This window comes from Mycobacterium sp. (assembly GCF_035274705.1).
In the GTDB taxonomy this organism is placed as follows: Bacteria; Actinomycetota; Actinomycetes; order Mycobacteriales; family Mycobacteriaceae; genus Mycobacterium.
Map to the genome: position 1 here is coordinate 1 of NZ_DATENY010000028.1, position 13,795 is coordinate 13,795.

At 65.7% G+C, this 13,795-nt stretch carries 15 protein-coding genes; 8 read left to right on the top strand and 7 right to left on the bottom strand.

Annotated elements, in window-relative coordinates:
- Positions 1 to 1,152 (bottom strand): isocitrate lyase (aceA, locus tag VJV41_RS07305; RefSeq protein WP_325332603.1); only part of this gene is annotated, 1,152 nt, incomplete at its 3' end.
- A 265-nt stretch (positions 1,153 to 1,417) separates the two neighbouring features.
- Positions 1,418 to 2,236 (bottom strand): acyl-[acyl-carrier-protein] thioesterase, encoded by an 819-nt coding sequence (locus VJV41_RS07310; protein WP_325332605.1) that lies wholly within the window; start codon positions 2,234 to 2,236, stop codon positions 1,418 to 1,420.
- Positions 2,237 to 2,338: 102 nt separating this feature from the next.
- On the opposite strand from VJV41_RS07310, the gene ramB reads away from it, so the two are divergent.
- Both ramB and VJV41_RS07320 read left to right on the top strand, forming a co-directional pair.
- Complete coding sequence (gene ramB, locus VJV41_RS07315) at positions 2,339 to 3,754, top strand: acetate metabolism transcriptional regulator RamB (protein ID WP_325332607.1); 1,416 nt, start codon at positions 2,339 to 2,341, stop codon at positions 3,752 to 3,754.
- Positions 3,751 to 4,293: a carboxymuconolactone decarboxylase family protein gene (locus VJV41_RS07320; RefSeq protein ID WP_325332609.1), complete on the top strand. Its 543-nt coding sequence runs from the start codon at positions 3,751 to 3,753 to the stop codon at positions 4,291 to 4,293. The genes ramB and VJV41_RS07320 overlap by 4 nt, the downstream gene beginning before the upstream one ends.
- Here VJV41_RS07320 and VJV41_RS07325 read toward each other — a convergent pair.
- The 5 genes from VJV41_RS07325 to VJV41_RS07345 are packed head-to-tail and all read right to left on the bottom strand — an operon-like array spanning position 4,290 to position 7,258.
- Entirely contained in the window at positions 4,290 to 4,562 is a 273-nt protein-coding gene (locus VJV41_RS07325) for a hypothetical protein (protein ID WP_325332611.1), read from the bottom strand. The genes VJV41_RS07320 and VJV41_RS07325 overlap by 4 nt on opposite strands.
- 4 nt (positions 4,563 to 4,566) lie before the next feature.
- Entirely contained in the window at positions 4,567 to 5,961 is a 1,395-nt protein-coding gene (lpdA, locus tag VJV41_RS07330; RefSeq protein WP_325332613.1) for a dihydrolipoyl dehydrogenase, read from the bottom strand.
- Between the two features lie 10 nt (positions 5,962 to 5,971).
- Complete coding sequence (locus tag VJV41_RS07335) at positions 5,972 to 6,451, bottom strand: hypothetical protein (protein ID WP_325332615.1); 480 nt, start codon at positions 6,449 to 6,451, stop codon at positions 5,972 to 5,974.
- Complete coding sequence (locus VJV41_RS07340; RefSeq protein ID WP_325332617.1) at positions 6,444 to 6,722, bottom strand: putative holin; 279 nt, start codon at positions 6,720 to 6,722, stop codon at positions 6,444 to 6,446. Before VJV41_RS07340 ends, VJV41_RS07335 begins: the two co-directional genes overlap by 8 nt.
- Positions 6,723 to 6,751: 29 nt before the next feature.
- Positions 6,752 to 7,258 carry a DUF779 domain-containing protein gene (locus VJV41_RS07345; RefSeq protein WP_325332619.1) on the bottom strand — a complete coding sequence of 169 codons (507 nt, stop codon included), beginning with the start codon at positions 7,256 to 7,258 and terminating at the stop codon, positions 6,752 to 6,754.
- A 47-nt stretch (positions 7,259 to 7,305) separates the two neighbouring features.
- Here VJV41_RS07345 and VJV41_RS07350 point away from each other — a divergent pair, with 47 nt between their 5' ends.
- The 6 genes from VJV41_RS07350 (at position 7,306) to VJV41_RS07375 (ending at position 13,794) form a co-directional block, all read left to right on the top strand.
- A complete protein-coding gene (locus VJV41_RS07350) occupies positions 7,306 to 8,199 on the top strand; it encodes a MoxR family ATPase (RefSeq protein ID WP_325332621.1) in 894 nt (297 codons plus the stop codon).
- A gap of 7 nt (positions 8,200 to 8,206) precedes the next feature.
- A complete protein-coding gene (locus tag VJV41_RS07355; protein ID WP_325332623.1) occupies positions 8,207 to 9,313 on the top strand; it encodes a vWA domain-containing protein in 1,107 nt (368 codons plus the stop codon).
- 70 nt (positions 9,314 to 9,383) lie between these two features.
- A complete protein-coding gene (locus VJV41_RS07360; protein ID WP_325332625.1) occupies positions 9,384 to 9,917 on the top strand; it encodes a (2Fe-2S)-binding protein in 534 nt (177 codons plus the stop codon).
- Positions 9,914 to 12,319, top strand: coding sequence for a xanthine dehydrogenase family protein molybdopterin-binding subunit (locus VJV41_RS07365; protein WP_325332627.1), 2,406 nt, complete (start codon positions 9,914 to 9,916; stop codon positions 12,317 to 12,319). Before VJV41_RS07360 ends, VJV41_RS07365 begins: the two co-directional genes overlap by 4 nt.
- Positions 12,316 to 13,170, top strand: a complete 855-nt coding sequence (locus VJV41_RS07370; protein ID WP_325332629.1) for a xanthine dehydrogenase family protein subunit M — start codon at positions 12,316 to 12,318, stop codon at positions 13,168 to 13,170. The genes VJV41_RS07365 and VJV41_RS07370 overlap by 4 nt, the downstream gene beginning before the upstream one ends.
- Complete coding sequence (locus VJV41_RS07375; protein WP_325332631.1) at positions 13,171 to 13,794, top strand: SRPBCC family protein; 624 nt, start codon at positions 13,171 to 13,173, stop codon at positions 13,792 to 13,794.
- Position 13,795 lies beyond the last annotated feature (1 nt).

The window sequence follows — 13,795 nt, forward strand, 5'->3', positions numbered from 1 at the left end:
CTCGGCGTCGAACTCGCGCTCCTGCAGCTCGACGTAGGCGCTCATCTGGTTGCGGGCGTAGCCGTAGGCCAGATCGAACATCGAGTAGTTCAGGGCGTGGAAGCCGGCCAGCGTGATGAACTGGAACTTGAAGCCCATCGCACCTAGCTCCTTCTGGAACTTGGCGATGGTCGCGTCGTCGAGGTGCTTGCGCCAGTTGAACGAGGGCGAGCAGTTGTAGGCCAGCATCTGATCCGGGAACTCGCTCTTGACGCCCTCGGCGAACTTCGCCGCCAGCTCCAGGTCCGGAGTGCCGGTCTCCATCCAGATCAGGTCGGAGTACGGCGCGTAGGCCCTGGCGCGGGCGATGCACGGCTCGAGGCCGTTCTTGACGCGGTAGAAGCCCTCGGAGGTGCGCTCACCGGTGATGAACGGACGGTCGCGCTCGTCGACATCGGAGGTGATGAGCGTCGCCGCCTCGGCGTCGGTGCGGGCGATCACGAGAGTCGGCGCGTCGGCGACGTCGGCCGCCAGCCGGGCCGAGGTCAGCGTGCGGATGTGCTGCTGGGTCGGGATCAGCACCTTGCCACCGAGGTGACCGCACTTCTTCTCCGAGGCCAGCTGATCCTCCCAGTGCGACCCCGCAACGCCCGCGGCGATCATGGCTTTCTGGAGCTCGTAGACGTTCAGCGCGCCACCGAAACCGGCCTCGCCGTCGGCGACGATCGGCGCCAGCCAGTTCTCCACCGACGTGTCGCCCTCGACCTTGGCGATCTGGTCGGCGCGCAGCAGTGCGTTGTTGATGCGGCGCACCACCTGCGGCACCGAGTTGGCCGGGTAGAGGCTCTGGTCGGGGTAGGTGTGGCCGGACAGGTTCGCGTCACCGGCGACCTGCCAACCCGACAGGTAGATGGCCTTCAGGCCGGCACGCACCTGCTGCACGGCCATGTTGCCGGTCAGCGCACCGAGCGAGTTGACGAACTCCATGTCGTGCAGCTGGTTCCACAGCACCTCTGCACCGCGGCGGGCGAGCGTGGCCTCTTCGACTACAGAACCCTGCAGGGCCACCACATCGGCCGGGGTGTAGGTGCGGGTGATGCCCTTCCACCGCGGGTTGGTGTCCCAGTCGTGCTGGATCTGTTCGGGCGACTTCGGCGTGCCGACGGTCGACATTGGATCTCCTTTGTTTCCGAGTCGCTGGATGCGCTAGCGCCCTCGACGGTTGTTAACGCTCCAGAATCTTCACGTGTGTGCTGACACGAGGATGCACCACTGCATAACCGCAGGTCCAGCGGTTTGCATTGTAAAGTTTCGCCAACCGTCGTCGGTAACTTGTGAAGGTTGCGAAGATCACTGTTGCCTGAACCGGTTCAGTAGTTACTGGTCGGTAACGGGATTTTCGCTGGTCAGTACGCTCGTACTGTTTAACGGAAGATGGTCAGAGGGCGAAGATCGCTGCGATGGCTTTCGTCTCGTCGCCGACCGCGTATGTGAGCGTTCTAACAGTGCGATCCGCAAGTTCAGCACCGAATTGCTCGGTCGATCCGGCGGGGTGCACGTGGGAAATGATCTCCAGCTTGTCGCCCAGCGCCACCGCGGCGTCGTGCTCGATCGTCACTCGGATCGGCTTGTGCAGCAGTTCAGGATTGCTGAACAGGTAGTCCTCGATCACGCTCCAGTAGACCGAGTTGTTCATGTGATCGAAGATGTCGATGTCGCTGACGCGAACCGGGTAATCGCGGATCTGTGCGGCATCCTCGCGGCTACCGGGCTTCAGGTAAGGCTTCCACCGCAGCCGGTCAACGTCGGTGGTGCGCTGCAGACCCTCGATGAAGTCATCGGCGATGCGCGCCGGGCCCTGGGTTTCGCGGTTGATGTTGATCCAGAACGCCTCGGACTCCATTAATCCGCCGCCGCGCTTCCCGTCTATGCGTACGCGCATCTCGCACCACCGGTTGGATGTGCCCGAGCACCAGCGGCGCAGACGCAGCATGTCCTGGAACTCAATGGGCTTGATCAGATCGATCATGGTGCGCCGGACGATCCACAGCGGATGGGTTTCCTCGAAGCCGAGTTCGCGCAGATGGTCCGAACCGATGTCCTGGATGTGGCGGGTGGCAGCGTCGAAGCGCAGCCGGCCTTCGCGGTCGATGTCTGCGACGCGCAACGGCCACTGAAGGTCGAAGACGTCGGGGTGCGGATCTGGGACCGGCATCATCACCTTCGCCAAACCGGTGCTACCTGAGATTCCCGCCATGCCTTACTTCTCCCCTGTCACTGCAACCGGCCTGATCCTGCCACAGCCGTTTAAATGCCAACAATGCGAAGCCGCCTTCGCAACGTTGTTAGGCTTTCTGACGTGGCGAAAACGTTTGTCGGTTCGCGGGTACGACAACTTCGCGGCGAACGCGGCTTCAGCCAGGCGGCCCTGGCCCAGATGCTCGAGATCTCGCCGAGCTACCTCAACCAGATCGAGCACGACGTTCGTCCGCTGACAGTCGCGGTGCTGCTACGCATCACCGAGGTGTTCGGCGTCGATGCGACGTTCTTCGCCTCGCAGGACGACACCCGACTGGTCGCCGAGCTGCGTGAGGTGACCATGGACCGCGACCTCGACATAGACGTCGACCTGCCGGAGATCGCCGACATCGTCGCCACGCATCCGGCAGTGGCCCGCGCGATGGTCAACCTGCACCGTCGCTACCGGCTGACCACCACACAGCTGGCGGCTGCGACCGAAGACCGGTTCTCCGACGGCAGCGGCAGCGGGTCGATCACGATGCCGCACGAGGAAGTGCGCGATTACTTCTATCAGCGGCAGAACTACCTGCACGAGCTCGACACTGCCGCCGAAGACCTGACGGTGAAGATGCGCATGCACCGCGCCGAGCTGGCCCGCGAGCTGTCCGACCGGCTGACCATGGTGCATGGCGTGCACATCGTCCGGCGTGTCGACCTCGGAGGTACGGTGCTGCACCGCTACGACCCTGCCTCCAAGACCCTCGAGATCAGCGGCCACCTGTCCTCGGGCCAGACGGTGTTCAAGATGGCCGCCGAGCTCGCGTATCTGGAATTCGGCGATCTGATCGAGAAACTGGTCGACGACGGCAAGTTCACCAGCGACGAGTCCGCGAAGCTGGCCCGGCTGGGTCTGGCCAATTACTTCGCGGCCGCAACGGTGTTGCCCTACCGGCAATTCCACGACGTCTCCGAGAACTTTCGCTACGACATCGAGCGGCTGTCGGCGTTCTATTCAGTGTCCTTCGAAACGATCGCGCACCGGCTCTCCACGCTGCAGCGGCCGTCGATGCGCGGTGTCCCGTTCTCGTTCGTCCGCGTCGACCGGGCTGGAAACATGTCAAAGCGTCAGTCCGCCACCGGCTTTCACTTCTCGTCATCGGGCGGCACTTGTCCGCTGTGGAACGTCTACGAGACGTTCGCCAACCCGGGCAAGATCCTGGTGCAGATCGCGCAGATGCCCGACGGGCGCAACTACATGTGGGTGGCGCGCACCGTGGAGCGGCGTGCGTCGCGCTATGGTCAGCCGGGTAAGACGTTCGCGATCGGCCTGGGCTGCGAACTCCGGCATGCACATCGGCTGGTCTACTCGGAGGGACTGGACTTGTCGGGTGACAACGCGACGCCGATCGGCGCCGGCTGCCGCGTGTGCGAGCGCGACAACTGTCCGCAGCGGGCCTTCCCTGCGCTGGGCCGCGCCTTGGATATCAACGAACACCGCAGCACGGTGTCGCCGTACCTGGTGAAGCAGTCATGAGCACGCCCGCACGCATTCCACCCGGCGGCTTCCGGGAGTTGGGCCCCGTCAACTGGACCATCGCCAAGTTGGGTGCCCGCGGGATTCGCGCCCCGAAGTTCCACCTGTTCAATGTCTTGGGTCAGCACAAGCTGCTCTTCCTGGCATGGCTACCGTTCTCCGCTTTCCTGCTCTACGCCGGCAAGCTGTCGCGCAAGGACGCCGAACTGGTGATCCTTCGCGTCGGGCATCTGCGCAACTGCGAGTACGAACTGCAGCAGCATCGGCGGCTGGCGCGCAGCCGCGGTGTCGACGACGAACTTCAGGCCAGGATCTTCGAGGGCCCCGACGCCGACGGTCTGACCGAACGTCAGCGTGTGCTGATCACCGCGACCGACGAGTTCGTCATCACCCGGTCGATGTCACCCGAAACGTGGGCGGCCTTGTCGAGCATCTACAGCCGGGCTCAGCTCATCGAATTCTGCACGCTTGCAGGCCAATACGACGCGTTGGCTGCGACCATGGCGACGTTGAGGATTCCGCTGGACTTCCCGGACTAGAGGTACGTCACGCCGATCACCGTCAGCGACAGCAGCACCGGCGAGATCGGCAGCATCCATAGGAATGCCGCCCAGACGTCGGACTTCCGCCTATACGATCGCCAGCCGAGATAGGCCGCGGCGGCACCGGCGACAAAGGACACCGCCGCCACGACGAGCACCCAGGTGTTGATCGACCGCGTGGCGATCGCAATGGAAATGCCAGCCAGCCACAGGATGTGGCCGACCACCAATCCGCCGATTCCGGCGACCCAGATCGCTCTGCTCAAAGGCTCAGAAGTTGATCATGTGGCCGACGAGGCCGTGGAAGCATTCCTGCAGCGCTTCGGACATCGTCGGGTGGGTGTGTACGTTGCGGGCGAGCTCATTGGCGGTCAAATCCCACTTCTGGGCCAGCGTCAGTTCGGGCAGCAGTTCGGACACATCGTGGCCGATCAGGTGGCCGCCGATCAGCTCGCCGTACTTGCCGTCGGCGATCAGCTTGACGAATCCGCTCGGATCGCCGACGCCGTGCGCTTTGCCGTTGGCCGTGAACGGGAACTTGGCGACCTTCACGTCATAACCTTCATCGCGGGCCTGCTCCTCGGTCAATCCGAAGCTGGCCACCTGCGGCTGACAGAACGTCGCGCGCGGTAGCATCCGGTAGTCACCGAGCGGCAATGTCTCTGCGCCGGCGATGGTTTCGGCCGCGACCACCCCCTGCGCCTCGGCCACATGTGCGAGCTGCAGCAGCCCGGTCACGTCGCCGATCGCGTAAATGTGCGGAATGTTGGTCCGCATGTAGTCGTCGATGCCGATCGCCTTGCGGTCGGTGACCTGCACGCCGGCCTTGTCCAGGCCGTAGCCCTCGATGTTGGGTGCGAAACCGATTGCCTGCAGCACCTTCTCGGCCTTGATCTCGTCGGTCTTGCCGTCTTTGCTGACAGTGACGATGACCTCGCCGCCGTTGTCCTTGATCCCCTCCACCTTGGTGCCAGTGAGCACCTTCACGCCGAGCTTCTTGAACTGCTTCTCGATCTCCTTGGAGACGTCGGCATCTTCGTTAGGCAGTGCACGCGGCAGGAATTCGACGATGGTGACGTCGACGCCGTAGTTCTTCAGCACGTAGCCGAATTCCATGCCGATCGCTCCGGCGCCCGCGATGACAACTGAGGACGGCAGCTCCCGCGTCATGATCAGCTTCTCGTAGGTGACGACGTTGTCCGACAACGACGTGCCGGGCACCAGCCTGGTGCTGCTGCCGGTCGCGATGATGATGTTGTCGAACGTGACAGTTTCGGTGCCACCTTCGTTGAGATCGACCTCGAGCGTGTGGTCGTCCTTGAATTTCCCGTAGCCGTGGATCTCGGTGATCTTGTTCTTCTTCATCAGGAAGTGCACACCGGCGACCCGGCCGTCGGCGACCTTGCGACTGCGGTCGAAGGCGACTCCGTAGTCGAACGTCGCCTCCCCGCCGATGCCGAACTGCTTGGCCTCCTTGGTGAAGATGTGCGCCAGTTCGGCGTTGCGCAGCAGCGCCTTGGACGGGATGCAACCGACATTGAGGCATACGCCGCCCCAGTACTTGGGTTCGACGATGGCGGTGTTCAGCCCGAGTTGGGCGGCGCGAATAGCGGCGACGTATCCGCCGGGGCCTGCTCCGAGAACGACGACGTCATAGTGGGTCACCCGCCCAACCTTAGTAGGGGATCAAGCCCACCAGGCATCGGCTTACCCGGTCGCAGAAGTAGAGGCCGTGCAGCACCGCCGCGGCACCCGTCGCGGCGAGCGGTGCTGACATGAGTCCAACCGCCAGCGCCGATATGAGCGGCTTGGTCTGCACCATCGCGCTCAGCAGGCTGCCGACAGTGCAGAGGGTGAGGAAGAGCAGGACGACGAACACCGACGGCGTCTTGTCGATCGAGTGAAACCACCAGTAGTACAGAGCCAGCCCGGTGGGTGCGGCGACGATCCACACCGCGGCCACCATGAGCACGAATGTCCAGCGCTTGAGGTACTGGTAGGCGCCAGGTAGGACGATCGGCTTCGCCGGGGCGGGCAACGGCTCCGACGGCGCTTCCTGCGGCTCGGGCTGCGCGGGCAGCTCGCCGGTGAAGATTGGCGTGTAGGGCGCCGTCAGCTCGCCGGTCAACGTATCGGGGTCGTGTCGCTCAGGCACCGGAGACCACCTGGATCGCGACGAGCACGCCGAACCATCCCGGCGCGATCGCGAGGATGAACGCACCCAACGTGGTGATCCAGCGTCGTCCGGAGAACAGGATGAGCAGCATCCCGACCGAGCTGGGCACACCGACGACGAGGGCGATCACAACGTCGGGCCGGATGGCTGTCGTGACAAGGACGGTCGAGGCGATCCCGGCGATCATCCCGACCGCGGAGCCGACCAGCATTGCGCTCGTCAGCAACCACGCGCGCGGTAGAGCTATCACAATTTCGACGATAGCTCCGAGGTCGTCAATTACGGCTTCACGCCACGCCCCACAGGAATCGGGCAAGCGTCGACGGCTTCAACGACGATATGTGTGCCCGCTGCGGGTGGACGTTTGCCGTTGGCGTAGTCGGCGCCGGTTACCGGTGGTTGGCCGGCCAGCAACTGATTTTCGGCGTCGCTGAAGGCACGTCCACGCGACAGAAACCGCATGCCCTCGGGCGCTTCGAGGCTGAACCCGCCGCCGCGGCCCAGCACGACGTCGATCACCAACTGCGTGTGTTTCCACGCCTCGAACTGCGGGCCCGAGATCCACACCGGAACGCCTTCTGGTTGGACATGCAAGCCGACGTCGAGGATCGCCAGCAGCACGTCGCGGTCGCCGACGATGAACTCCCCGTCGGGGTAGCACATCGGCGACGACCCGTCGCAACAGCCGCCGGACTGGTGGAACATCAATGAGCCGTGACGATCCTGCAGTTTGCGCAGCAGCTCGACGGCGGCCCCGGTGATCAACACCCGCGGTGGAACCTCCATCCGAAGAACCCTACGGCCCGGCTGAGCCCTCGCCTAGGCTCGCGAAAGTGAGCGATTCCACGCCCAATGTCGGGTCGCCGACGGAACTGGCACAGGCGCTCGAGGCCACCGGCTACCTCGCCGACGACGGTGTCGCGATGGCCGCTTTCCTGGCGTTACGCATGGGAAGGCCGCTCTTCTGTGAGGGTGAACCCGGCACCGGCAAGACCTCCCTCGCTGCCGCCCTCGCCCAGGCGTTCGGTTTACCGCTGATCCGCCTGCAATGTCATGAGGGCATCGACGCCGCACAAGCGCTCTACGACTGGGATTTCCCGCGACAGCTGCTGCACCTGCGCACACTGGAGGCGGCCAGCGGCGGACACCTCGAGGCCGACGCCGCCGAACGTTCGCTCTATACGGAGCGGTTCCTGCTGGCGCGACCGCTGCTGCGGGCGCTTACCGAGGCCCCGTGCGTGCTCCTCGTCGACGAAATCGACCGGGCTGACGACGAATTCGAAGCGTTCCTGCTTCAGGTGCTCGACGAGAACGCCGTCACCATCCCAGAACTCGGCGATGTGCGGGCGTCGACACCGCCGCTGGTAGTGGTCACGTCCAATCGCACCCGTGATGTACACGACGCCCTCAAACGCCGATGCCTGTACCACTGGCTCGAACATCCCGACCTCGCAAGGGAAGTCGCGATCCTGCGCCGCCGGATCCCGGGAGTTTCCGCCGCACTGGCCGATCAGGTGGCGCGCGCCGTTCATAACCTTCGCGGTATGGAACTTCTCAAGCCACCGGGCGTCGCCGAGTCGCTGGACTGGGCGCGCGCACTGATTGAACTCGACCGCGATGTGCTCGATGCGCAGACCGCCGCGGCGACGCTCGGCGCCGTCCTCAAGTACCGGGAGGACCTGGAGCGCGTGGCCAGAGCAGGGCTGGACCGACTGCTGGCAGGCTGAGACCAGCATGTCCACGGCACCCGGTGACCCCCTGGTGGGGGTGGTCGGGTTCGCACACGCCCTGGCCGCCGCGGGGCTCCCCGTCGCATCCGACGCCATCCACACGTTCACGCGAGCCCTGAGCCAGGTCGACCTCAGCGACCCCGCACAGGTGTACTGGGCCGGCCGCGCAACCCTGTGCCGTAACCACGACGACATCCCAAACTTCAACCTTGTGTTCGAGAACTGGTTTGGACCAACGGTTTTGGTCCGCGCACCGCAGCGCAGCCAGCCCCGTCGCGCGCGGATTGCCGCGCTGGATGCTGCAGGCGGCGCCGATATCGGCGCGGACGGCCCCCGACTACGGGTCGCGGCCGCAGACACCGAGATCCTGCGGCACCGCGACATCGCCGAACTCACCGCAGCCGAACGTGCGCACCTCGCTGAGCTCATCGCCGCCCTGCACCCCCGTCCCCCGAGTCGCCCCGCATTGCGGCTCCGACCGTCCCGGCGCGGTCCCGTCGACCCGCGGCGCACGCTGCGCCATATGCTCGCCGCCGGAGGCGAGCCCGTTCGGCCGAGACACCACCGGAAGGCCACGCGACCACGCCGCGTGGTGCTGCTGCTCGACGTGTCGGGATCGATGAGCCCGTATGCGGATGCGCTGCTGCGCTTCGCGCATGTTGTTGCCCGCGCAAACCCGGCCGGCACCGAGGTGTTCTCGCTCGGCACCCGGATGACTCGGCTATCGCGAGCGATCCGGGCGCGCGACCCCGAGCTCGCGCTGGCCGCAGCGGGAAGGGCGGTACCGGACTGGGCCGGCGGTACGCGGCTCGGTGAGACTTTGCGCGCTTTTCTGGACCGCTGGGGACGACGCGGGCTGGCCCGCGGCGCCGTCGTGGTGATCTTCTCCGACGGCTGGGAACGCGGCGAACCCGCGCTTCTCGCCGAGCAGATGGCGCAGCTGAAACGGCTTGCCCATGTGGTGATTTGGGTGAACCCGCACGCCGGTGTGGAGGGCTACCTGCCAGTGCAATCCGGCATCGCCGCGGCGCTCCCCTTCATCGATCGTCTGCTGGCCGGCCACAGCCTGGCGACGCTGCAGGATTTGCTCGACGAGATACGGCGGGCGTGACTAATCCTGGCGCCGAACCGGATTCGCCGATTCGGACGTCATAGGCCGCTGGCCAGAGCAGAGTAGGCATATGCGCATCTCTGTCACCGTTGATGGAAACTCCTATACCGACGAGGTGGAGCCGCGGCTGCTCCTCGTGCACTATCTGCGCGACCGGCTCGGCAAGGTCGGCACGGTGGTCGGCTGCGACACCAGCAACTGCGGCGCGTGCACCGTTCACCTGAACGGCCACAGCGTCAAGTCCTGCTCGGTGCTCGCGGTGCAGGCCGACGGCGGCGACATCCTCACCGTCGAGGGCCTGTCCCAGGACGGCAAGCTGCACCCAATCCAGGAAGCCTTCCGCGACAACCATGCGTTGCAGTGCGGCTTCTGCACGCCCGGCATGATCATGCAGACACTCGACCTCCTGGCCGAGGAACCCGATCCGGACGACGAGACCGTGCGCCATGGCCTGGAAGGCAACCTGTGCCGCTGCACCGGATACCAGAACATCGTGCGCGCCGTGCAGGACGCGGCACAGCGGCTGCGCGGCGGCGCGACCTCGTCCGGTGATTCCGTGATCAAGGATGCGGCGAAAGCCGAGACGGCTGGGGGTGTGCGATGACGGCCACCACCGAACCGGAAATCGGAAAAGCCCGGCGCCGCAAGGAAGATGAGCATCTGATCACCGGGCGGACCCGGTGGACCGACAACCTCGTGTTGCCAGGAATGCAGTACCTGGCCATCCTGCGCAGCCCCCTTGCGCATGCCAGCATCACCGGCATCGACACCAGCGAGGCGCGCAGCAGGCCCGGTGTCGTCGCCGCCTTCACCGGCGCCGATCTCGCCGCCGAGCAGGGCAGCCTGCCGTGCGCATGGCCGATCACCGAAGACATGAAGGCGCCGCCGGCGCCGTCCCTGGCGGTCGACACGGTGAACTTCGCCGGCGAAGCCGTTGCCGTCGTGGTGGCGCGCAGCGCCTACGAAGCCCACGACGCGCTCGAGGCGATCGCCGTCGACTACGACGAGCTGCCGGTAGTACTCGATCTCGCGAGCGCAGTCACCGATGGCGCCGACCTCGTACACCCCGATCTCGGCACCAACGTGAGCGCGGTGTGGACCTTCGACTCGGCGGGGGCGGGTACCGGAGGCAACGTCGAAGAGGCCATCCGCGATGCCGAGGTGGTTGTGCAGCGGACCTTCCGGCAGCAGCGGCTGATCCCGGCGTTCATGGAGCCACGCTCGGTGGTCGTCGACCCGACCGCTCCCCAGATCACGATCTGGTCGGCCACCCAGATCCCGCACATCCTCAAGCTCATGCTTGCGATGACGCTGGAGATCCCGGAAACCCGGCTGCGCGTAATCGCCCCGGACGTCGGCGGCGGTTTCGGCGGCAAGCTTCAGGTGACGCCGGAGGAGGTCATCGCCCTACTGGTGGCGCGGCGGCTCGGTAAGCCGGTCAAGTACACCGAGTCGCGCAGCGAATCCATGCTCGCCGCACATCATGGGCGTGACCAGATCCAGAAGCTGACGCTTGCCGCCCGTCGCGACGGCACCGTCACCGGCTTCAAGGTGGAGCTGCTCGCCGACATGGGCGCCTATCTCCGGCTGGTCACCCCGGGCATACCGATCCTGGGCGCGTTCATGTTCAACGGCATCTACAAGTTCGACTCGTATCGCTTCACCTGCACCAACGTGTTCACCAACAAGACGCCAACCGACGCCTATCGCGGTGCCGGACGGCCAGAGGCGACGTTCGCCATCGAACGGATGATGGACGAGCTGGCCGCCGAACTCCACCGCGATCCGCTCGAGTTGCGGGCACAGAACTGGATCACCCACGACGAGTTCCCCTTCGACACCGTCGCGGGCCTGACCTACGACTCCGGCAACTACGAGGCCGCGACGGCGAAGGCGCGCGAGCTTTTCGACTACGACGGGTTGCGGCAAGAACAAGCCGAACGCCGCGAGCGCCGGGATCCGGTGCAGCTCGGCATCGGGGTGTCCACATTCACCGAAATGTGTGGTTTGGCCCCGTCGAGGACGCTTGGCGCGCTGTCCTACGGTGCGGGCGGCTGGGAGCACGCGGCAGTCCGGGTGCTGCCGACCGGCAAGGTGGAGGTGGTCACCGGGTCGTCGCCGCACGGACAGGGCCACGAGACGGCGTGGAGCCAGATCGTCGCCGACCAGCTCGGTGTTCCGTTCGAGGACGTCGAGGTTCTGCACGGAGACACCCAGAGCTCGCCGCGGGGTCTGGACACCTACGGGTCTCGCTCGTTGGCGGTTGGTGGGATCGCGGTGGTCAAGGCCGCGGACAAAGTGCTCGCGAAGGCCAAACCGATTGCCGCGCACATGATGGAGTGCGCGGAGGACGACGTCGAGTTCACCGCGGGCCGGTTCCGCGTGAAGGGAACCGAGAAGGCCGTCGGGCTGGCTGATGTCGCTCTTGCGGTGTTCGCCGCTCACGACCTACCCGATGGTGTTGAGCCGAGCCTGGATTCGGAGGCCACGTACGACCCGGACAACTTCTCGTTCCCGCACGGCACCCACCTGTGCGCAACGGAGGTAGATACCGAAACCGGACATGTGCGGATCCGTTCCTACGTCTGTGTGGACGACGTCGGGCACGTGGTCAATCCGCTGATCGTGGACGGCCAGGTGCACGGCGGGCTGGCCCAGGGCATCGCCCAGGCGTTGTACGAGGAGGCCGAACACGACGAATCCGGCACCCTGATCTCCGGTACATTCGCCCAGTATCTGGTGCCGTCGGCGGTTGACCTGCCCACCTTCACCACCGGACGCACTGAAACTCCCGCCACCGGAAACCCGTTGGGAGTCAAGGGTGTTGGCGAGGCCGGCACGATCGCGTCCACTCCAGCGGTGGTGAACGCGGTAATCGACGCGGTACGCCACCTCGGGGTGCGCGACGTCGAGATGCCGTGTTCGCCACTACGGGTTTGGCAGGCCATCCACACCGGAGCCGGAAGGCCGGCGACATCAGACACCGCGCAAGGAGGCGCCCAATGATTCCGCCCGAATTCGAGTACGTGGCCCCGAGCACCGTCGACGAAGCGGTGGCCGCGCTGGCCGATGCCGGCGAGGACGCGAAGGTCATTGCCGGCGGGCAGAGCCTGATGCCCCTGCTGCGGATGCGGCTGGCCGCCCCGACCACCCTCGTCGATCTCGGCAGGATCGACGAGCTGCGCGGCGTGCGCGAGGACCGCGACACGCTCGTAATCGGTTCCATGACGACGTATTACGACGTGCTGCGCAATCCGCTTGTCGGCAAGCATGCGCTGCTGATCAGCGAGGCCACCCGCACCGTCGCCGACCCGCAGATCCGGCATCGCGGCACGCTGGGTGGGGGCGTGGCCCACGCCGATCCGGCTGGTGACCTTTGCGCGCCGGTGCTGGCACTCGACGCGACGCTGACGATCGCAGGACCGTCGGGTCGACGGAGCGTACCAGCGGCGGAGTTCTTCGTCGACTACTTCACCACCGCACTGCAACCGGACGAAATCCTCACGGAGGTGCGAATTCCCAAGCACACCGGCTGGGCGGCGCGGTACGAGAAGTTCAACCGGACCGCACAGGACTGGTCGATCGTGGCGGTGGCCGCGACCGTCGAAGTCGACGGTGGGGTGATCCGGCAGGCCCGCGTCGCCCTGACCAATATGGCGACGGTGCCGGTGCGCGCCCGCGGCGTCGAGGAAGCGCTGATCGGACAGCCCGCGAGCGAGGAGCTGATCCGTGCGGCGGCGGAGCACGCCGTCGAGGGCACCGACCCCATCGCCGACGGCAACGCCAACGCCGAGTATCGAAGCCACCTTGCCAAGGTCCTGACGAGGCGTGCAGTGGCGACAGCGGCGGGTGTCTAAATGCAACTCGAACATCACGTCTCCGTCCCGGCCCCGATCGACGTGGTCTGGGCGGCATTGCTCGACCCCGAACGAGTGGCACCCTGTATGCCCGGCGCCACCCTTACCGGGGTCGACGGTGACTCGTTCACCGGCACCATGAAGGTCAAAGTCGGTCCCATCGTGCTGCTGTACAAAGGCACCGGCACATTCACCGAACACGACGAGCAGGCCCGGCGGGCGGTGCTCAAGGCCGACGCCAAAGACTCACGCGGCAATGGCACCGTGAGCGCGACCGTCACCATCACACTCGTCGAGGAAGGCGACCAGACCGCGGGTACCGTCACCACGGACCTGTCCATCACTGGCAAGCCCGCCCAGTTCGGCCGCGGCATGATCTCCGACGTCGGAGGGAAAATCCTCGAGCAGTTCGCAGAGTGCCTATCGGACAAACTCGCTGCGCCCGCAGCGGCTCCCGTCGGGGAAGCCGAACCGGAAACGGTCCGAGAGTCGGAGACCGAGCCTCTTGATCTGGTGCAGTACGCGCGGGGATCAGCCATGAAGCGGGTCGGCCCAGTCGTCGCGGTCGCCATGTTGGTGCTGATCATCGGTGCCCTAGTGCGACGCCTCCGGTCACGCGACTGAC